Consider the following 18,725-nt stretch of genomic DNA (forward strand, 5'->3'; position numbering starts at 1 on the left):
TTATCAATACCCTTCCTTTTTTTGAAGGGGAAATTCGTTTTTATCGTAAACATTTAAGAGAAATCATCGGGAAGAATGACCTGATGGACGTTCTAGCGATAATAAGTCTTCATCAAGGTTCACTACCTTCTGTTCTACCATCTGACGGGCATCGTTTATCCCTTTGTTATACATAAAAGGACCGAGCTCCTGGATCATGAATTGCAGCAGCTGCTCTGACGCAATCGTACCTATTTCTTCATCTCGCTCCAGTTCAAAATAAGTCTGAATGCGTTCCACCATGTATTCTCTTTGTTCTTTAGTCAACGTTTTGATCATCGTCTTCCCTCCCTGGATGATTCTATATTAGCACATCCTAAACTTAAGGAGGAAATCCTACTGAAACCGTTCTGTCATCGTGAAGAGTGGAAGCTGGTTTCAGGAAGTTCCCGTGACAAAAATTGCGGTTGAAGGTCCGGGAAATCACTCTCTTTCCAGGTGGTCAGGCTAACGCCTTCCGGTCTCACCATGTACTGTCACCCCATACATTAAATAAGCCATGTATCAATTCATAGCGACAGCGCATACGGTATTGTTCGGTTCTGTCGGCTTAATAAAGACTTCGATTTGCTGAAACCCCGCATCTTGCAGCAAGGAGGTCAACTGCCCGCCGAGCACTTCAGTCGTATCATCTGTCGCTCCCTCTTCATGCGGACAAAGTGTAAGAGCGATCTTTCCTCCCTTGACCATTCTTTGACGAATCTCACTCAGCCTTTGCACAGGGTTACCCCAAAAGGTGACATTATTCACTGCATACACCTTATCTATCGGCTGTCTCACAGAGGAAATCGTTTCCGCCTTCCCATGAATGAGAAGAAACTGCTGGTCTCCCCTTTTTTCATGCAGCTTTTTCACTACCATATCCACCATAGCTTCCGAAGGATCGATCCCTATCAAATCGGAAGCTGGATAATTTTCTGCAAGCGTAGTGAGTCCTTCTCCGGGACCAAATCCCACCTCAAGCACCGTATCTCCATTCTCTATATTCAAAAAGGATTGCGTCCAATTGTTTAGTTCATTATTTTCATAAGCCATGAAACGGCCGATCAGTTTTCCTATCCGGCCTTTGGGCTGTTCGAATTGATGCGTCAGCATATGTTCCACCTCCTCTTATTACCTACCCCCGTTTTTACATATTCATGCAGTTTAAATGGTTTCCCTGAGCATAAAATATTTGTATGATAGGTTACATACACACTATGATTTCTTTGCTACATTACGAAGACCACCACCTTTCGGATAGGAGATTCTCATGAAAACATTTTATTTTCCAATCATCCTTGCTTCACTTCTCATAATTAGTGCATGCAGTCAGGAAGAAGGCGCTTCTTCTATCGACGACATAACCGCACAGTCGTGGGCGGATATTGAAGCTGAATCAGAAGGTACAGAAGTGCGCCTTTATATGTGGGGCGGCGATGAAGGGATCAATCAATATATTGATGAATGGCTGCAGCCTCAATTAGAAGATGAGTACGGGGTGGAGCTGGAACGCATTCCTATGGAGACCGAAGAAATTCTGCAAAAACTCCAAACAGAGCAGCAGGCCGGGAAGCAAGAAGGAACCATTGATATCATTTGGCTGAACGGGGAGAATTTCAAAACGGCTAAAGACAATGACCTGCTTGCCGGCTCTTTTGTAGATGTTTTGCCGAACTTCAACGAATACTATCAAACGGACGACCCAGCTTTTTCGACAGACTTCGGAACGGATGTCAACGGAATGGAAGCCCCGTGGGGGAAGGTTCAGTTCGTATTTCATTACGATAGTGAAAAAGTGGAGCAGCCCCCTTCTTCCTTTGCTGAACTGAAGCAATGGATTTTAGAGAATCCAGGGGAATTCACTTACCCTAATGCGGAAGATTTCACTGGCAATGCTTTCTTGCGTCACCTTTTATACGAACAGACCGAGCAGCCGTCTGACATTTACAGTGAGCCGTTCGAAGCCGATGAGGTGAACGAAAAGGCAGAAGGAATGTGGACATATTTAAATGAAATAGAACATGACTTATGGCGTTCCGGGGATCATTATCCGAACTCATTGACAGAGCTTGACCGCTTATACGGAGAAGGTGAAGTGTCAATGACAATGGGGTACAACGAAGCGAGGGCTGAAAAACTTATCGATGAAGGTACCTTCCCTGATTCCACAAAATCCTTCGTTATGGAGCCAGGTTCGATAGGAAATACTCACTTTTTATCCATTCCATTCAATAGTACGAATAAAGAAGGAGCTCTCACCGCCATCAATTATATGCTTTCACCCGAGGCTCAGCTTTCAAAGTTGAAGCAGGACTACTGGGGTGAAAATACGCCGATCAGTTATGAGAAATTACCAGACAGCATGCGTGAAGAATTCGAAAAAGTAGAACGAGGAGACAGTGTGTTGGACCAGCAGGAGTTGGAAGAGAGCTTTTTACCGGAGTCAGAAGCGGACTATGTAGAGTGGATCGAGGATCAGTGGTTTGATGAGATTGTTCAGAAATAAGCCTTGGTTCCTCCTTCTGCCCGCTCTTTTGTTTCTTATTCTCCCTTCTTATGGTCTAGCGACGGCTATCCTTGAAAGCATAAGAGGAACAGATGGCTTTACAGGAGAGCATTATGAAACACTATTTGCGTCCGATCGTTTCACAGCCTCCTTCCTGTTCAGTGTCCGGACAGCCCTTATTGCGAGTGTTTTGTCGCTTGCCGCGGGTGTACTCCTCACCCGTACCTTCTCAGGCTATTTAGAAAAAAATATACCCAGGCTGTCTGTGTGGCTGCCTATGGTTTTTCCTCATCTCGTTTGGGGATATATTATGATACTGCTGTTTGCTGAAACTGGGCTGTTCTCTCAGCTCCTCGTCTCCCTGGGCTGGATTGAAAGTTCAAATGAATTTCCAATTTGGACGAGGGATTCGAATGGAATCGGCATTATTCTCACGTACATCTGGAAGGAGATTCCTTTCGTCATTTTAATGTTATTTCCGGTCTACAGCGCCATCCCCCGTTCTTATTATGACCTGGTAGAAACACTCGGAGGAAGTCGATGGGACCAGTTCAAAACCGTCGAATGGCCGAGGATTCTGCCAGTGCTGCTGGAAGTATTTTTGATCATTTTCGCCTTTACGTTGACAGCCTATGAAGTGCCAGCACTGCTTGGGACTACCTTTCCGGAAATGGTTTCTGTCCTAAGTTATCAATGGTTCTACAGTGGAAGTTTTGAGGATCGGCCGCTGGCGTTCGCCGCCATGACGGGCACAAGCTTCTTGATTATGCTGGGCGCGTTAGCCGCTTATCTCTATTTAAACCGCAAGCGTATGCGCGCCATGAGGGGGAGATTGTAATGAAACGAAACCATCTTCCTTTTTATTTTATTGCCGGGTTATTATTCATTGCTCCAACGCTCCTTCTCCTTGTTCAAAGCTTTACAGCTCCTTGGAGATTTCAACGTGGTGAAGGGCTTCAGTTCCAGTTGAACAGCTGGAGCTTGTTGTTTTCTGACCCGAACCTCTGGAGCGCCACCCTATGGTCGCTTGTCATTGGAGCAATGGTTCTGCTCATGAATGTATTCATCGGACTGACGAGTGGAAAAGCATTAGCCCTCTATTCCTTTCAAGGAAGAACGATAGTAGAGAGTCTGCTGCTGGCACCGATCCTGATTCCAGTGTTAGCGGTCGCGATGGGCCTACACCTCTTTATGATCAGAGTCGGTTTAGCGGATACCTGGGTGGGCGTCGTATTGATTCACCTCGTTCCCACCGTCCCATACAGCATCAAGATTTTTCATCATGCTTACAGTGAGGTGGGCAGGCCGCTTATGGAACAATCCCAAATGCTCGGAGCTTCCGTGATCAAGCAGTTTCTGACGATTGAGCTGCCCTTATTGCGGACGTCCATCAGAAGCGTTACATTTCTAACCATCGTCATCAGTTTAAGTCAATATGCAATTACTGCCATCATAGGAGGAGGGCAGGTCATTACGCTGCCGATGATTTTCTTTCCCTTTCTGGATACAGCTAATGCCTCTGTGATGGCTGCCTTCTCCGTTTGGTTTGCCATTCTCCCGTTAGTTATGTACATCGTAGTGGAGGGACTGCTGCAGCTGCTCCCTTATTCAAGAAAACCATGGAGGATCCAAACATGACTATTCAAGTCGAACGTCTTTCTAAGAAGTTTCGCATCGACCAGGTGCTGAACAGCTTAAGTTTCAAATTAGAAGCAGGAGAAAAAATGAGCATCGTCGGACCCTCTGGAAGTGGTAAAACTACCCTTCTACGCATTTTAGCGGGGTTGGAAATACCAGACCAGGGGACCATTTTATTAGAAGAAAAAGATGTAACCCGTTTATCCGCGCGCAAGCGTAATATTGGACTCGTTTTTCAACAGCCGCTCCTGTTCCCTCATATGACAGTCGCAGAAAATATAGCTTATGGAGCTCATATGAATGGGAAGAAAACCGAATCAACCGTAAAAGACTTGTTAGCTGCTGTTAACTTAACAGAAGCTTCCGCTCAATTCCCCGCAGAATTATCAGGCGGCCAGCAGCAGCGGGCAGCTCTCGCTAGAGCTCTCGCCAATGAACCTGAGATTCTTTTACTGGATGAACCCTTCAGCAGCCTCGATCCTAACTTAAGACAGGACATGAGGTATTGGGTGAGGGATCTGCTGGACAAGCGAGGCATCACCTCGATTTTTGTCACCCATGACCGGGAAGAAGCGATGCTGATGGGAGATAAAATCGGAGTGTTCCATGAGGGGACTTTCCAGCAGTTCGCTACAGCTGAAGAAATCAAACGAAATCCACGCAACCCTTTTATTGTGGAATTTTTCGATCATCACCTGCTTCTCAACGATCAGCAGTATGTTCACATACAAGATATCCAATTCTCTGAACCGTCTGGCCCTTGTATTACGTACGAAGCTGAGCTGCTGCAAACAACGTTCCGGTTCAGCGAGAAAGTCGCTCACCTCTACGTGAAAGAGTTTGACGAAAAAATTACTCTGCCAACCCCTGATGATGATTTATCGAAGCATATTGAACTGTATATTCCTAAGGACGCAGTTCAACACTTCCAATCAGATGGGAAGTGTAATGATGAACAGTAAATTGATCCTGCGCGCTGTTTTATTCCTTATCGCTTTCATCACCCTCGCTTGGCTTATCAGAAGCCAAGTAGATGCGTCCCCTCAGGAGATCCGATCTTATATTCTTTCTTTCGGTCTTCTCGGTCCTTTGATTTTCATGGGATTGTATACCATCGGTCCGATTGTCGCTTTTCCTACATCCATCTTATCGCTTGCGGCAGCCTTTGCGTATGGGCTATGGCCTGGCATGCTTTATATCGTGATCGGAGCTACAGGGGCTGCCGTTGTCGGTTACATCATGGGCCGCTTCTTTGGAGATTCAGTGGTGAAATTCCAGGATTCGAAATGGGCAGGACCCCTTTACAAACGTATGAGCGATAACGGCTTTCTTTACGTTTTAATTCTGCGGCTTATCCCCATTGTAGGATTCGACATTCTCAGTTACGGAGCAGGAATCGCCAGAGTAAAGTTACGGTCTTTTGTTCTTGCTACTGTGATTGGAATGCTTCCTGGTACATTCGCCTACAGCCTGGTAGGAACAAGCTTAGCCAGTGGTGACCGCACACTGATTATCGGCGCCGTTTCCGTTTTTACCTTGCTCCTTTTGATCACTTTCCTATTCAGGAACAAAGTGCGCTCCTGGCTTACTAAATAAATGGTTCGGTTTTTATATCTAAGAAAGATCTGAGAATTTAATCCTTTTCAACGGTGAGAGAATACAGTGGGGCCTTCAGCTCATCACATTCGATTTATCACCGAGTAATAGTAAATCCAAATAAATAAGACGTTCCTTCTCCTGAGAGAAATGGAACGTCTTATTTGTATTTTTTCATAAAATTCGTATCTATTTTATTCTTAAGGTTCCACGCTTTACCGCTGTAATGGGAGAATCCTCCATACATTAACAACCCTTTTTTCTTACCGGCCGAGAGAATATACATAGCCTTTTTCTGAGGTTCAAACTCCTTAAGAGGTTCATCATCCAAGTAAGCTTTCAAATTCTCAAAAAGCACTGGCCCCTGTCTTACAGCATAAACCCCGCTTTTATCTAGATTAGGGTATGTCCGCAGAGTTACACAGTCTCCTGCGCCGAACATGAATCTGTGTTTTTCAAATTGAAGAGTGGACCTTACATAAGCGAATCCTCTGGTATCGACCTCGATGTTCGACAAGGCAAAGATCGGATCGGCTAATGGTCCGCCAAGCCAAAGGACGCCTGTGTGTCGGATTCGGTTATTCATCTCAGTCACGATACACTCATCATAAATATCTTTCACTTTTTCATTTTCCCAAATCTGAACCCCTGTTTCCTCCAAAATCGATTTGAGTTTTTTAGACGTTTTTCTGGGAGAAGCAGCCAGGACATTTGATGAGGTCACCAGCCGGACATTTCCGGCTATTTCATGTTTATTTTTGAACGTTTGGATAGAAACAGCGAGTTCGCACCCCGCTGCTCCTCCTCCGACTACAAGAGGCGTTGAAGTAGCCCGGAGAGCATCCATTTGCTCCACAAACTGGTAGTTCGGCTTTACAGACCTGGCATCCGATCCTGCAAATTCGTACGGAATGCTTTTTGAACCTATATCAAAACTAATGATATCAAAAGGGTATACCGCTCCCCCTTCACAGAAGAGCTTCTTTCGTTCCGGAAAAACACGGCTGGCTTTCTTTTTTATAAAATGGACACCGCACCTTTCAGCGAACTCTGCAAGGTCGATTCTCGTTTCTTCTTCCGTATAAAGCCCTTCTGCGTAGCCAGAGAACATTCCAGAATAATATTGATAATTCGAGGGATTGATGAGACACATATCAATATCTGATAATGGATTGTTTTTGTGAAGCCTCATCACTTCCAGATGAGCATGGCCTGCCCCGACCAGGATCAAACGCCTTCTCATAAAACCACCGGCCTTCTATTAAATTTTGCGTTTTAAAAACACCCACACGGATAATCCATGTGGGCGCGACTGCTACAGTTGATTTTGTAAAAATTCTTCGACTTCCTCAGGCGTTTTAGCATAAGCACTATGCAAGTGGGCGATTTTTTCGCCTTTTTTAAAGATCAGGATACTTGGAATCCCCATTACTTCATATTTGTCAGCAACTTCCGGAAGTTCGTCTCTGTTGATGTCGTACCATTTGTATTCTTTATATTCCTCTAAAATGTCTCCGATAAACATGTCCATCCGACGGCAGTCCGGACACCAGTCCGCCTGGAATTTGATGAGTACCGGCTGCTCACTTTGGATCACGTCCTGAAAAACATCCAGTTTATGAATTGATTCCATTCTTAATCGACCCCTTTACTATCTTTGAATCTATTCTTTCATCATACGATAAAATCATCGAACTGTCTCATGTCCAGCTCACTTATACTCGAATCTACCGAGTACCCATGCGCCTGTCAAACCTCCCAGGAAAGTAATGATGCTAACTAACCACATTACTCCGTTTTCCGGAATACCAGGAAAGATGACAACAACGGATCCTAAGACAAGGCCGATAATTAAACCAAACGTAGCTGATGTGTAATTTTCCAGGAAGAACTTAATGATTTTGCTCATAATAACAATTCCAATCAATACTCCTAAACCAACGGTTAGAATGATATCCAGTTTTAAATCAGCTACACCTTCGATAATCGTGGTATACATGCCGATAATCAACAATAAAAAGGAACCGCTGATTCCTGGGAGAATCATAGCACTGCTTGCAAGCCATCCCGAGAAAAAGAGACCGGCGTAGGAAGCAAAGGTCAAGTCTGTCATAGGTTGGCTTTCAGAAGTTTGGAAAATGACCATGGATCCAACTACAAGGGCACCGATGATCAATAGAAGATAATGTCTGCCTTCAAACTTATTTTTCGCATCCGCTTTATGGGTCAAAAAAGGCAGAACTCCGATAATCAAGCCTAAAAAGAAGAATTGTGTCGGTCCAGGGTAATGCTCAAAGAGCCAGTCAATGAGGTTGGCCAGAAGCAATATTGAAGTTATCACTCCCAAACCTAGCGGTAATAAGAACTTCAAGTGATGCTTCCATTCTTTACTGAAAAATCCGTTGATGGCCGCAATCAATTGATCATATATCCCTAACACGACAGCTATAGTACCGCCGCTTACTCCAGGCACAACATCACTTGCCCCCATGAGCATCCCGCGGTAAATATTTTTCCACTTCCACATAAATTCAGTTCTCCTTCTCCATCTCAGTCTATATCTAATTAGTAACATTCTTATTTTATCAGAAATTAGTTTAATATATTATTATTTCAATAAAAATAAGACTGCAAATGGTTCTACAGTCTTATTTTTGAAATCATCAGTATTCCTTTTCAATATCCGCACGATCAGCCCGAAGCGCTTTATAAAGTGATACGACCATTAATATCATAATGAACGAGAATGGAAAAGCGGCGGAAATCAATGCGTTCTGCAATGCCTGAAGGCCACCGGTGTAAAGCAAGACCGCAGCCATAGATGACTGAGCCAGTCCCCATACAAACTTCACCATCGTAGGGGGCGTCAAGGAACCGTTCGTCGTCTGCATCCCTAATACAAAGGTGGCAGAGTCGGCCGACGTAATAAAGAAAGTACCGATTAAAGCCATCGCGATGATCGACATGATTAATCCTAGTGGATAGTGATCAAACACCCCAAATAGTGCTTGTTCTGTCGCTAAACCGGCAATATCCGCTGTGCCCTGATCCTGAAGCTCGATTGCTGAAGACCCGAAAGTTGAAAACCATAAGAAACCTACAACTGATGGGACGAGCAGGACGCCAGATAGAAACTCTCTGATCGTACGCCCCTTGGAGACACGAGCAATAAAGATTCCGACAAATGGTGACCAGGCAATCCACCATGCCCAGTAGAAAACGGTCCAATCCTGGATCCATGCGCGGTTCTCTTCATTTCCGGGCGCCATTCGGAAACTCATCGAAGGAAGGTTCTGAATATAAGCGCCGATCGTGTCCGTGAACATATTCATGATCAACAGTGTCGGCCCGACAATCAACATGATGACGAGTAAAGCTAAAGCCAGAACCATGTTCGTATTACTTAGGTATTTGATCCCTTTGCTTAAACCCGTGTAAGCAGAAATCATGAACAATACGGTTACGACTCCGATGATTGCTAATTGAAGGCCGAACGACTCGTCCAACCCGGTCAAATAAGTAAGTCCACCGTTAATCTGGGCAGCACCGAAACCTAAAGTAGTAGCTACACCAACGATGGTGGCAAAAACGGCTATAACGTCCACGACTTTACCCCAGGGACCTTTCATTTTATCGCCGAATAAAGGTTCTAATGTTGAACTAATGAGAGCGGGAGCGCCTCGGCGGAATTTAAAATAAGCTAAAACAAGAGCTACAATGGCATAGATCCCCCAGGCGTGAACGCCCCAGTGGAAATAAACGAATTGCATAGACTCTTTCATAGCGGCAGCCGAACCAGCTTCCGTTGTAGGAGGCTGTGTGCCGAAGAAGTAAATCGGTTCCGCAGCTCCCCAGAAAACAAGACCGATTCCCATCCCTGCGCTAAACAGCATAGCGAACCATGTAGGATAACTGTAGTCTGGTTTGTCATCTTTTTTACCTAATTTAATTTTCCCGTAAGGACTGACAATCATGTATAAACAGAAAACGACAAACCCCGTGACAATTAATAAATAATACCAGCCGAAGTGTACGGAAAGATAAGTTTGAATCTTCCCTGTGATGTTCTCGAGGTTGGAAGGTGCAACGGCCCCCCATACCACCGAGAATAAAGCGATGGCTAATGTAACCCAAAATACTGTGCTGACTTTTTTCATAATTGACTCCTTTCTCACTCATTTTTTTTCTATCTGTGGGATTATTCGAAGAAAACGATCGATGGGACGGTGACGAGGTTTATGATTAAAGATTACCCCAGCTAGGAAAATATAAACAGGATGAAAGTTACAGGAAAATTAATACAAAAGTTTTTCCAGCCACGGATGGGTGGGTGAATGTTGAATCAGTGCCTGCTTCAGCCATTCCTTCTGCCTTTCATTCAAAAATGGAAATACATAGTTGAAGTCGTTATCGTCCTTTTCACGAGTGTTTTTGGATTTATATAAAAGGGCGATTTCTGGATTCAGGTAAGGGATCCCTTGTGCAGAATGCAAATTCATATGATCCAGCGGAAAGGTGATATTTTCATCTCTTCGAAACTTCCATTTGTTTTTCTCCCTGAAGTTAAGAAGAAATTCTAATTGCTCCTCCTCATGGCGAGCATGGATTTCATGGATCCTTGAATCGAATGGCTGACTTAAATCCCACTCCACCAGTTGAGCATCTTCCGTGACATACGTTTTCCAGCCTTGAAGGTGCTCAGACAGTTTTTGTAAATCTTCACGAAAAACCACTATTTCAATATCTTCATGTTCCCTCGTTTCTTCCCCGATATGTAAATCGATCGCCCATCCCCCTGCAACCATCCACTTGCCCTTAAAACCTTCCATAAATTCTTTTGCATTCATGCACGTTTCAAACATATAAGCCTTCTCCCCTTTCTGCTGTAAACTTTACTATTCCCTATAAATAGACTTTCTACAACATCGAATCTGTTAGAATAGAGAAACTTACATTTTTGGGAGGTACATACATGCTAAAGGGAGAAATTGTTGAATTACGTCCTGTTTCACGAGAAGATTTAGCGCATCTGTATCGCTGGGCGAATGACGAGAAGCTGACCCAGCTAGGATCCGGCAGCTCGGCCGCTCTACAGAACAATAATCCAAAAGAAGCCATTGAAGCTCATTACGAAAAGAATTTAACTTCTCACGATATGTGGACTCACGGAAAAGTGTTTATCGTATATACTTTGGCCACGGATGAGGTTATCGGAAAATGTGATTTCCGTCAAGTCAACCCGATCACGCGAAGTGCTGAAATCGGCCTTAATATAGGAGAGCGTTCGTTCTGGGGGAAAGGTTACGGTCAGGACATCATCCGGACAATGCTTAAACACCTATTTTACACATTGAATGTCCGGCGGGTTCAATTAGATACATGGAGCGGCAACCATCAGGCTATTCGTTTATACGAGAAATGCGGGTTCAAACATGAAGGTAAGCTTCGTCAGAACGAGTTCATCGATGGAGAATATTATGACACGGTGCTTATGGGTTTATTGAGAGAAGAGTACAAAAAAAGCAGCGGCTCCATGTGAAGATCCGCTGCTTTGTTAAGTACTTCATTTTCCAAAATTCCACCTGAAAATTTATAATCGTGCTTCTCGCCTGAAGATTAGCCTACCCTACAGAATAAGCAACATTAAGCTTTATCAGCATTTATTTTAATAAATGCGTTTCTGTAATCTCTGACAAATTCCCTCATGTACCTTGGCTCCCTCTGCAGGATTTTCTCCGCTTCTAAACTGATCCGTCTGGAAATTCCATTTTTCGAGGAAGTGTAGACATTCGCTAATTGTGAAGCAAAATCACTGGAATATCCGCGGTGGTAACAATCCTGTAGGAATTGATACTTCGTTGGATTAACGTACTTGATTTCTTCTCCTATTTCTTCAGAAAGAATATCAGCGACTTGATAACAAGTAAGCGCCTGCTTTCCCGTCAGCTTGACAGCATCATTGACTGGTGTTTTACCCATCAACGCTAGAAAAGCTATTTCAGCTACATCCCGGCTGTCGATAAAACTTATTTCAGCAGAACCCGCTGGAATATTCAATTGATGGCGCTCCCGTATGTCATATAGCTGAGACTTTAAAAGATCCTGCATAAAAGAGCTTGCTCTTAAAAATGTATAGTCAAAACCTAAACTGATAATCTTTTTTTCAATTTTTCTATGAGGTAAAAAAGACATTCTTTCGGCTCCAAGAACCGATAAAAACACAATTTTTTGAACTCCTGCCTCTTTTGCGGCATGTAAAGTTTCGATAATCGGCTCCACGTGTTTAATTTCCGTAGGCCTTGTCAAAAAAAGTGACTTTATCCCTTCAAAAACCTGCCCATACGATTGAGAATTCTCAAAGTCGAACTGTTTACAATCGATGAGGGGGTCATCGAATAATAGCCTTGCTGCTTCCGGGTGACGTGAGGCTGAACGAAAAGGAATGCCTTTGTCCACAAACCAACCAGCCAGTTCACGACCGACGAACCCCGTCACTCCTGTAATCAACATGATGGTTGCCCCCCTTTTTATTTACACTCCATTTCTTTTTGTATGTACCACGAAAAGAGAAGAGCTTAACCACCAATCTGCTCCGAAAGTCAAAAAACCTGTGAAACCAAATACCACAAATTCCACATCGAAAGAATGAGTATCATAAGCTTTTCAGTTAAGGAACCTGTTCGGAACGTGATAAAAAAGCGAAAATACTTTTTTACAAAAGGATAAAATACCGGAATGCCCCGCTTCGTCATATAATCGCCTATTAAATGAGATAAAACTCCCGCTATAAATCCTATAAAATAGAACGATGGGATATCCCATACTCCACTGATCAGCATATGGTAAAGCCCCAGTAAAACTAGAAATGAAATAGAGTGCGTCATTTTACGGTGACTTTTCACCATAATCAGCAGTGGTAAACATAAAAACACAAAAATCTTCAACTCTTCTCTATACACATCTAAATAATCGGGGGCGAATAAGTACATGCCTAAAGCGAACATCAACGTGATCATAATGCCCCTCCAGAATTTCTGTCCCAGCTTAGAATGAGGGGTGTCAATATCCGGTAATAGAGAGCCGATCATGACGAACGAAAAAAATAAAACCGCTTCTAACGGTGTGTCGGGCATAACCCCGAATCCTGGGAGAATAGCCAGGGTGAGAAGCCCGCTTGTAAAACCTAAAGCCTGGTGTCCAGATGCCATCATGGTGTACCGTGATCCCTCTCAATCCATACAAAATTAAGCCCTGAACCATCCAGCTCAGGGCCATTCTCATATTACCTGAATTTTCATTTACCGTAAACTTACCAAACAGCGATCGCCCCATCCGTGCGTGACTCTGTACCACCAGCAAGGACGCCTGACTCCGGCTGCCTGACAATAATTTGTCCTCGCCCGAAATCTATTCGACTTAAGGCTACAGTTATTCTGTGTCCCTTCCTTTCCAACCCCTGGGCCACATGATTAGGAAAAGAGGGTTCGACGATGACCTCTCTTTCTTTCAGCCACTTCCACCTAGGTGCGTCCAATGCCATCTGAGGATTGGCTTTAGCATCAATTAATTGGCTGACCAATTGGAGGTGGCCTTGAGGCTGCACCGTACCACCCATCACTCCAAATGGACCAACCGCTTCGTCATCTTTTGTGATGAACCCAGGAATAATCGTATGGAAACTGCGTTTTCCTCCTGCCAGCGCATTGACTTGTTTCACGTTCATAGAAAAGCTGCTCCCTCTGTTCTGCAGTGCAATTCCTGTTCCCGGCACTACAATTCCAGAGCCGAATCCATCATAGTTGCTTTGAATGAAAGAAACCATGTTTCCTTCCTCATCAGCTGTCGCTAAGTAGACATTTCCTTCTTGAGAAAGCTCACTTGCTTTGGGAATGCCGGCTTCTTGATCAATCTGCTTAGCCCTTTCTTCAGCACGTTCCTGAGAAAGAAGAGTTCCGATGGTGTGCTTCATATCCATTTGGTCTGTGAGTTGATTCATCCCGTCACTATAAGCAAATTTCATGGCTTCGATTTGTCTATGATAGTCGTCCACGTTAAATGTCGACTCGAATTGAAAATGGTTCGTAATATTCAATCCCATCAAAGCGATCAAACCCTGTCCATTCGGCGGGATTTCCCATACGTCGTATCCTTTATAATTTACGGAAATCGGTTCTACCCACTCCGGCTTGAATTGCTGCAGATCTTCTTTTCGAATGAACCCCCCGCACTTTCTAGAAAACGAATCGATCTGGCCCGCTAAATCACCTTTGTAAAAATCTGCGCCTTTCGTCTCAGCGATAGCTCTTAACGTCGAGGCGTGATCAGCAGAAGACCATACTTCACCAATGCCGGGCGCCTTGCCAGAAGGTGCAAACGTATCAAACCATGGCTGGAATTGTTCATCTGATAATAAACCTTTGAATTTATCGAAAGCCTTCTCCCATTGCCTGCCCAGATCGGGCGTTAAAGCATAACCATTTTCGGCATGTGAAATAGCAGGCGTGAACAATTCGTGAAAATCGAGTTTACCGAACTTATCGGATAGCTCCGCCCACGCGGCTGGTGCTCCTGGAACCGTCACCGGGACAAATCCGTGCTCCGGTATTGATTTATACCCTTTTTCTTTTACAGCTGGAATGGAAAGAGAGTGGGGGGCAGGTCCACTTGCATTCAAGCCATAAAGGTGATCCCTCATCCAGACAAGAGCGAAAGCGTCGCCACCGATGCCATTGGACGTAGGCTCTACGACTGTTAAACAGGCGGCGGTTGCGATAGCAGCATCAACGGCGTTGCCTCCTTTTTTTAAAATGTCCAAACCTGCCTGAGCAGCAAGCGGTTGAGACGTAGCTACCATTCCTTTCGTAGCGTAGGTAGTCATTCTGGTAGAGGAATGTGGGTTAAATAATGTATCGAATGAGTGCACATTGATCTTCCTTTCATATTGCTGCTGTGCCTATTGATAAAAAAAAGAGCTACACCCGGCAGCTCTTTTTTATGGGGATTCAGCAATCTTTCTCGGGAAGTCCTGTCATTTGGAATTTCGGGCCTTCCATCGTCTGCTTACCTTCAATCGTTAAGTCCTCTGTTAAATGTAGAATTTTTTTATCAATTGCTACTGGAATGGCATTGATATGTTGGAGTTCATCGTCTGCTTCTGGTTCAGCAATCGTCATCCCGATGTCAGGTTCTCCGCAGCCATATCCTGCAAAATACAGCCGAAGACACCCTCCCCCTGAATCTTCAATCAATTGATCCAATAAATCACGAGCCTGATCTGTGATTTTCATACATGTACTCTCCTTAAGCCGTCTGGATACTTCTATTATGAATGTTTTTTAGATTTTCTAGTAAAGATATGCTCATGACGGCCGAAGAAAAAGTAAAAAAACAAGCCCCCTGCATACGAGGAGGCTTGGATTTAATGAGAAATTAAACAGCTGTTGCTTTCAACTCCACATCAATATTTCCTCTTGTCGCTTTTGAATAAGGACAAAAGTCGTGAGCATCTTTGACAAGCTTTTCAGCTTCATCTTGAGAAACTCCTTTAACGCTTACGTTCAGAATAACGCCGATTTTAAAACCGTCATCTGATTCGTCTTTAATTAGACTCACGTCTGCTGTAGTTTCGGACTCAATATCTTTACTTTGTTTGCTTGCTATTAAATTTAATGCTCCGTCGAAGCATGCTGAATATCCTGCTGCGAATAGTTGCTCAGGATTGGAACCTTCCTGATTGCCGCTGCCCGGCTGTACAAGATTTACATCGATAATTCCGTCATCTGATTTTACATGACCCTCACGACCGCCTTTAGCTGTCGCATGAGAAGTAAACATAACATTACTCACTATAATCACTCCTTGATATAGTTAAATCATCTCACAACCAATATATACCTCAATTTCAAAACCATTAAACATCACGACTTTTCATCGATTTGATATTTTTCTTTAATTGGCTCAGGAGCCATCTTTACAATTTGCTGCAATATAAAGGTCAACACAGCTATATCATCGACGAGCCCGATCAAAACTAAAAAATCAGGAATTATATCCCAGGGAAATAGGAGGTAAGCCCCCATCAATACTACAGATATCAACTTTTTATTAAAACTTACATCAGGCGAGCGAAAAAGCTCTAACAAAAACGGAATCGACTTCCTAAAATTAGCTAAAAATTTTATTCTCCTCCAGATTCTCAGCATACATTTCCCTCCTGCTGGACGCCTCAATGATTTTAAGCCAGTCACAATTGCTTATTCGGCACGTATGATTTAACATAATGATGGATAATCAAAATGTTAAATCTTTGCTATATTGAATCAATCAAAGGGGAGACCTCGTCATGAAGATTCTACTTCTGAACGGAACAGTCGTAGGCACTAAAACTAAAACATTATTGCATGAAATAGACAAATATATAGTTGGTTTGAAAGCAGAATATGAAACGAAACAAATAAACTTGGAAAATTATCAAATGGAGTTTGTCGATGGTCGTCCATACGATCAGTATAATGAAGATATGCAATATTTGATTCGAGAAATGGAACAAGCTGACGCGTATGTCATCGCCACTCCAATCTTCCAGGGGTCCATCCCCGGCACGTTAAAAAACGTATTCGATGCAGTTTCCCCCTTGGCTATGCGCCACAAACCAGTGTCCATAGTGGCTAATGGCGGTACCCTTCAGCACCATCTCGTGATTGAGAATCAGTTGAAACCAATTTTAAATTATTTCCGCTGTCTCGTCACACCTAATTACGTATATACCCACACGAACCACTTCTCAACACAAGGTGAACTGATCGACGAAGATGTTCATAACCGCCTGCAAGAAATGACGCGTGTTTTCCATCAATATATACAGATGAGCAAAGAAATTTAGACATTAAACCCCCTATGACAGTTTTGGTCATAGGGGGTTTTGATCATTTATCCTAGTATTTTACCAACGTAATTCTGAGTTTCTTTAAACGGGGGGATTCCTCCATATTTATCAACGTTACCTGGACCCGCATTGTAAGCTGCCAAAGCCAGCTTCGTATCGCCGTCATATCGATCCAGCATCTGTTTCAAATATTTAGTGCCGCCCATGACATTTTCTCTCGGGTCAAACGAATTCGTTACGCCTAGTCCTTTTGCCGTACCGGGCATCAGCTGCATTAAACCTTGAGCACCAGCATGACTTTCAGCATTTGGATCAAAATTGGATTCAGCTTGTATGACAGACCGTATCAGGGATTCATTAACCCCGATCTTCTCTGCCGCTTCTTTGATCAAGGTGTCCAGGTCTTCATTACCGGTTTTTACTTCTTTCTTTTTCACTTCTTCCACAACCTCGTCCACCTTTTCTGATTTCTCAGAGTCAATATAATGGATATGTATGTGCATTGGCTGCTGTTGAAAAGCTTGTAGACTAGTAATATTCATAGGCGAAGCATTCATTTGAGGAGATGGCGATTGTTGCGATAGTAATAGCCCCAGCATATCCTGGAAAGAAACTCCGTTCATACTAGAATTGGACGAAGAGCTGCTTTCTCCATTCATAAAAGACATAGCCTGCGTTTGCATCAAACTTCGAACACTATTAAAATCCATCAGTCCACTCCTATATTAGTTGGTATCTATATTTTACAGCATAAAGGTAAATGACACAATATTCCTTTTTAAAACAATAAATCCCAAATTAACCCAAAACTTGCGAAAATTCATCTGATAAATACTCATCAATCCGCTCCATCAGCTTCACTTTTCCCAAAGCCAAGTTTCCCCGGGCGATGATATAATGAAGAATAGCAAAAGAGAAACTCTAAGTTATCTTGAATATTCTTTGGTTCTAGTTAATCAAGATGATCTGGTCATAGGGTCTCAATTTTTCTCTTTTGCCTCTGAAGTCGAATCACCCTATCTATTCTATATAAGAATAGACCTGTAGATTACATGGCAGCCTCCCTGAGCGAAGTGTCTGCCTCCCTTCCTTTCACTGTGAAAGGAAGGTTTTTTTATAGGTTTTTTTATAGGTTTTCTTACAAAATAAAAAAAAGCCCGCTGTATTAGCGAGCTCCCTCATTTATAATTACTTCAATGTGCTGTGGTTTGACTTCCATAGCCACCGGTAAAGGATCCCCCTCTTCTCCGTCCACATTCGTGTGAAGCTTTTCACTTGAAGAAACGCGGAGTTTCTTCGCCTGGAAGTATTCTACATCCTTGTCCTCTTTGAGATTCCCACGCAAAACCGCCGTTACGATCGAAGCTACCCGAAGCATATTTACATTTTTAATAACATAACAGTGAAGCACCCCATCGTTCACTTTAGCATCTGGTGAGAGCTTCTCAAATCCTGCCGTTGATTTTGTCAGCGCCGCAAGAAATAAGAAGGAATCCCCTTCCCACACTTTATCGTCATACTCGATACGTAAGGGGTAAGCGTTACTTGAAGCAAGGGTCTTCACCCCTTCCATCAAATAAGCTAAAGGGCCGAACCTGGTTTTTTGTTCAGGAGAAACTTCAGAAGTCGCTTCTGCGATGGCTCCAATCGCCACGATATTAACAAAATAGCGATCATTGAAGCTTCCTATATCCACTTTTTTCGTAAGATCGGATTCTAAAGTTTCGATCGCTGCTTCAGGATCCAGCGGAATATTCAAGGCTCTCGCAAAGTCATTCACAGTTCCCATCGGAACGATACCCAGCTTCGGACGGTGTTCCTGGTCGACCATTCCATTAATCGTCTCATTTAATGTCCCGTCCCCCCCTAAAGAAACGACTAGATCGAACTCCTGGGAGCAGGCATCCTGACAGAATTGAGTCGCATCCAGTTCTTTTTCTGTCTGAACTGTTTTCACAGTATATTCTTTTCCCTCAAGTATTTTTTCGATTTTTTCTACATGATCCACAGCTTCTTCCTTACCTGAAGAAGGATTCACAATAATCATTGCCTGCTTCACGCAATCACTCCTTCCTCTAC

Annotated in this window: 22 protein-coding genes; 7 read left to right on the plus strand and 15 right to left on the minus strand. The window is 43.5% G+C overall.

Annotation, left to right across the window (positions count from 1 at the left end):
• Positions 1–63: 63 nt before the first annotated feature.
• Together LF817_RS00265 and LF817_RS00270 are read right to left on the minus strand one after the other, a co-directional pair.
• Complete coding sequence (locus LF817_RS00265; protein WP_253933752.1) at positions 64–318, minus strand: DUF2164 domain-containing protein; 255 nt, start codon at positions 316–318, stop codon at positions 64–66.
• 225 nt (positions 319–543) lie between these two features.
• Positions 544–1,134 (minus strand): class I SAM-dependent methyltransferase, encoded by a 591-nt coding sequence (locus LF817_RS00270; protein WP_253933753.1) that lies wholly within the window; start codon positions 1,132–1,134, stop codon positions 544–546.
• Between the two features lie 157 nt (positions 1,135–1,291).
• Here LF817_RS00270 and LF817_RS00275 point away from each other — a divergent pair, with 157 nt between their 5' ends.
• Genes LF817_RS00275 through LF817_RS00295 form a run of 5 tightly spaced genes read left to right on the plus strand, consistent with a single transcriptional unit; the run spans position 1,292 to position 5,761 of the window.
• Positions 1,292–2,527 carry an ABC transporter substrate-binding protein gene (locus LF817_RS00275; protein WP_253933754.1) on the plus strand — a complete coding sequence of 412 codons (1,236 nt, stop codon included), beginning with the start codon at positions 1,292–1,294 and terminating at the stop codon, positions 2,525–2,527.
• The gene (locus tag LF817_RS00280) at positions 2,508–3,365 is read left to right on the plus strand and encodes an ABC transporter permease (RefSeq protein WP_253933755.1); all 858 of its coding nucleotides are present in this window, start codon (positions 2,508–2,510) and stop codon (positions 3,363–3,365) included. The genes LF817_RS00275 and LF817_RS00280 overlap by 20 nt, the downstream gene beginning before the upstream one ends.
• A complete protein-coding gene (locus LF817_RS00285; RefSeq protein WP_253933756.1) occupies positions 3,365–4,165 on the plus strand; it encodes an ABC transporter permease in 801 nt (266 codons plus the stop codon). Before LF817_RS00280 ends, LF817_RS00285 begins: the two co-directional genes overlap by 1 nt.
• Positions 4,162–5,127 (plus strand): heme ABC exporter ATP-binding protein CcmA, encoded by a 966-nt coding sequence (gene ccmA, locus LF817_RS00290; protein WP_253933757.1) that lies wholly within the window; start codon positions 4,162–4,164, stop codon positions 5,125–5,127. The genes LF817_RS00285 and ccmA overlap by 4 nt, the downstream gene beginning before the upstream one ends.
• Positions 5,117–5,761, plus strand: coding sequence for a TVP38/TMEM64 family protein (locus LF817_RS00295; RefSeq protein ID WP_253933758.1), 645 nt, complete (start codon positions 5,117–5,119; stop codon positions 5,759–5,761). The genes ccmA and LF817_RS00295 overlap by 11 nt, the downstream gene beginning before the upstream one ends.
• 160 nt (positions 5,762–5,921) lie before the next feature.
• Here LF817_RS00295 and LF817_RS00300 read toward each other — a convergent pair whose 3' ends face one another.
• From LF817_RS00300 to LF817_RS00320, 5 genes are all read right to left on the minus strand, one after another.
• Entirely contained in the window at positions 5,922–7,004 is a 1,083-nt protein-coding gene (locus LF817_RS00300; protein ID WP_253933759.1) for an FAD-dependent oxidoreductase, read from the minus strand.
• A 72-nt stretch (positions 7,005–7,076) separates the two neighbouring features.
• Entirely contained in the window at positions 7,077–7,394 is a 318-nt protein-coding gene (locus LF817_RS00305) for a thioredoxin family protein (protein WP_253933760.1), read from the minus strand.
• 78 nt (positions 7,395–7,472) lie between these two features.
• On the minus strand, positions 7,473–8,288 hold the full coding sequence (locus LF817_RS00310; RefSeq protein WP_253933761.1) for a DUF368 domain-containing protein: 816 nt from the start codon (positions 8,286–8,288) through the stop codon (positions 7,473–7,475).
• Positions 8,289–8,424: 136 nt separating this feature from the next.
• Positions 8,425–9,918, minus strand: coding sequence for a glycine betaine uptake BCCT transporter (locus tag LF817_RS00315; RefSeq protein WP_253933762.1), 1,494 nt, complete (start codon positions 9,916–9,918; stop codon positions 8,425–8,427).
• Positions 9,919–10,056: 138 nt separating this feature from the next.
• A complete protein-coding gene (locus LF817_RS00320) occupies positions 10,057–10,623 on the minus strand; it encodes a nucleotidyltransferase domain-containing protein (RefSeq protein WP_253933763.1) in 567 nt (188 codons plus the stop codon).
• A 110-nt stretch (positions 10,624–10,733) separates the two neighbouring features.
• Here LF817_RS00320 and LF817_RS00325 point away from each other — a divergent pair, with 110 nt between their 5' ends.
• Entirely contained in the window at positions 10,734–11,300 is a 567-nt protein-coding gene (locus LF817_RS00325; RefSeq protein WP_253933764.1) for a GNAT family N-acetyltransferase, read from the plus strand.
• A 104-nt stretch (positions 11,301–11,404) separates the two neighbouring features.
• Here the strand turns inward: LF817_RS00325 and LF817_RS00330 are convergent, their stop codons facing one another.
• The 6 genes from LF817_RS00330 to LF817_RS00355 all read right to left on the minus strand — a co-directional run bounded on the left by LF817_RS00330 (position 11,405) and on the right by LF817_RS00355 (position 15,963).
• Positions 11,405–12,271: an NmrA family NAD(P)-binding protein gene (locus LF817_RS00330; RefSeq protein ID WP_253933765.1), complete on the minus strand. Its 867-nt coding sequence runs from the start codon at positions 12,269–12,271 to the stop codon at positions 11,405–11,407.
• An 89-nt stretch (positions 12,272–12,360) separates the two neighbouring features.
• Positions 12,361–12,972, minus strand: coding sequence for a metal-dependent hydrolase (locus tag LF817_RS00335; RefSeq protein ID WP_253933766.1), 612 nt, complete (start codon positions 12,970–12,972; stop codon positions 12,361–12,363).
• A gap of 98 nt (positions 12,973–13,070) precedes the next feature.
• A complete protein-coding gene (locus LF817_RS00340) occupies positions 13,071–14,639 on the minus strand; it encodes a gamma-glutamyltransferase family protein (protein WP_253934261.1) in 1,569 nt (522 codons plus the stop codon).
• Between the two features lie 124 nt (positions 14,640–14,763).
• Positions 14,764–15,048, minus strand: a complete 285-nt coding sequence (locus LF817_RS00345) for an iron-sulfur cluster assembly accessory protein (protein ID WP_253933767.1) — start codon at positions 15,046–15,048, stop codon at positions 14,764–14,766.
• A 142-nt stretch (positions 15,049–15,190) separates the two neighbouring features.
• A complete protein-coding gene (locus LF817_RS00350; protein WP_253933768.1) occupies positions 15,191–15,607 on the minus strand; it encodes an organic hydroperoxide resistance protein in 417 nt (138 codons plus the stop codon).
• Between the two features lie 71 nt (positions 15,608–15,678).
• Positions 15,679–15,963, minus strand: coding sequence for a YkvA family protein (locus LF817_RS00355; protein WP_253933769.1), 285 nt, complete (start codon positions 15,961–15,963; stop codon positions 15,679–15,681).
• Positions 15,964–16,103: 140 nt separating this feature from the next.
• On the opposite strand from LF817_RS00355, the gene LF817_RS00360 reads away from it, so the two are divergent.
• Positions 16,104–16,643 carry an NADPH-dependent FMN reductase gene (locus tag LF817_RS00360; RefSeq protein ID WP_253933770.1) on the plus strand — a complete coding sequence of 180 codons (540 nt, stop codon included), beginning with the start codon at positions 16,104–16,106 and terminating at the stop codon, positions 16,641–16,643.
• Positions 16,644–16,690: 47 nt separating this feature from the next.
• Here LF817_RS00360 and LF817_RS00365 read toward each other — a convergent pair whose 3' ends face one another.
• Both LF817_RS00365 and LF817_RS00370 read right to left on the minus strand, forming a co-directional pair.
• Complete coding sequence (locus tag LF817_RS00365) at positions 16,691–17,356, minus strand: lytic transglycosylase domain-containing protein (RefSeq protein ID WP_253933771.1); 666 nt, start codon at positions 17,354–17,356, stop codon at positions 16,691–16,693.
• Positions 17,357–17,811: 455 nt separating this feature from the next.
• Positions 17,812–18,705: a diacylglycerol/lipid kinase family protein gene (locus tag LF817_RS00370; protein WP_253933772.1), complete on the minus strand. Its 894-nt coding sequence runs from the start codon at positions 18,703–18,705 to the stop codon at positions 17,812–17,814.
• Positions 18,706–18,725: the final 20 nt, after the last annotated feature.

Origin of the sequence: Halobacillus sp. A1 (assembly GCF_024189295.1) — a bacterium.
Taxonomy (GTDB): domain Bacteria; phylum Bacillota; class Bacilli; order Bacillales; family Halobacillaceae; genus Halobacillus_A.

Bases quoted from the DNA above. Each gene is read 5' to 3' on its own strand.
- LF817_RS00330 (WP_253933765.1), bottom strand. From the start codon at position 12,271: ATGTTGATTACAGGAGTGACGGGGTTCGTCGGTCGTGAACTGGCTGGT.
- LF817_RS00275 (WP_253933754.1), top strand. From the start codon at position 1,292: ATGAAAACATTTTATTTTCCAATCATCCTTGCTTCACTTCTCATAATT.
- LF817_RS00265 (WP_253933752.1), bottom strand. From the start codon at position 318: ATGATCAAAACGTTGACTAAAGAACAAAGAGAATACATGGTGGAACGC.
- LF817_RS00310 (WP_253933761.1), bottom strand. From the start codon at position 8,288: ATGTGGAAGTGGAAAAATATTTACCGCGGGATGCTCATGGGGGCAAGT.
- LF817_RS00320 (WP_253933763.1), bottom strand. From the start codon at position 10,623: ATGTTTGAAACGTGCATGAATGCAAAAGAATTTATGGAAGGTTTTAAG.
- LF817_RS00325 (WP_253933764.1), top strand. From the start codon at position 10,734: ATGCTAAAGGGAGAAATTGTTGAATTACGTCCTGTTTCACGAGAAGAT.
- LF817_RS00285 (WP_253933756.1), top strand. From the start codon at position 3,365: ATGAAACGAAACCATCTTCCTTTTTATTTTATTGCCGGGTTATTATTC.
- ccmA (WP_253933757.1), top strand. From the start codon at position 4,162: ATGACTATTCAAGTCGAACGTCTTTCTAAGAAGTTTCGCATCGACCAG.
- LF817_RS00335 (WP_253933766.1), bottom strand. From the start codon at position 12,972: ATGATGGCATCTGGACACCAGGCTTTAGGTTTTACAAGCGGGCTTCTC.
- LF817_RS00315 (WP_253933762.1), bottom strand. From the start codon at position 9,918: ATGAAAAAAGTCAGCACAGTATTTTGGGTTACATTAGCCATCGCTTTA.
- LF817_RS00295 (WP_253933758.1), top strand. From the start codon at position 5,117: ATGAACAGTAAATTGATCCTGCGCGCTGTTTTATTCCTTATCGCTTTC.
- LF817_RS00270 (WP_253933753.1), bottom strand. From the start codon at position 1,134: ATGCTGACGCATCAATTCGAACAGCCCAAAGGCCGGATAGGAAAACTG.
- LF817_RS00305 (WP_253933760.1), bottom strand. From the start codon at position 7,394: ATGGAATCAATTCATAAACTGGATGTTTTTCAGGACGTGATCCAAAGT.
- LF817_RS00360 (WP_253933770.1), top strand. From the start codon at position 16,104: ATGAAGATTCTACTTCTGAACGGAACAGTCGTAGGCACTAAAACTAAA.
- LF817_RS00365 (WP_253933771.1), bottom strand. From the start codon at position 17,356: ATGGATTTTAATAGTGTTCGAAGTTTGATGCAAACGCAGGCTATGTCT.
- LF817_RS00280 (WP_253933755.1), top strand. From the start codon at position 2,508: ATGAGATTGTTCAGAAATAAGCCTTGGTTCCTCCTTCTGCCCGCTCTT.
- LF817_RS00340 (WP_253934261.1), bottom strand. From the start codon at position 14,639: ATGACTACCTACGCTACGAAAGGAATGGTAGCTACGTCTCAACCGCTT.
- LF817_RS00345 (WP_253933767.1), bottom strand. From the start codon at position 15,048: ATGAAAATCACAGATCAGGCTCGTGATTTATTGGATCAATTGATTGAA.
- LF817_RS00300 (WP_253933759.1), bottom strand. From the start codon at position 7,004: ATGAGAAGGCGTTTGATCCTGGTCGGGGCAGGCCATGCTCATCTGGAA.
- LF817_RS00355 (WP_253933769.1), bottom strand. From the start codon at position 15,963: ATGCTGAGAATCTGGAGGAGAATAAAATTTTTAGCTAATTTTAGGAAG.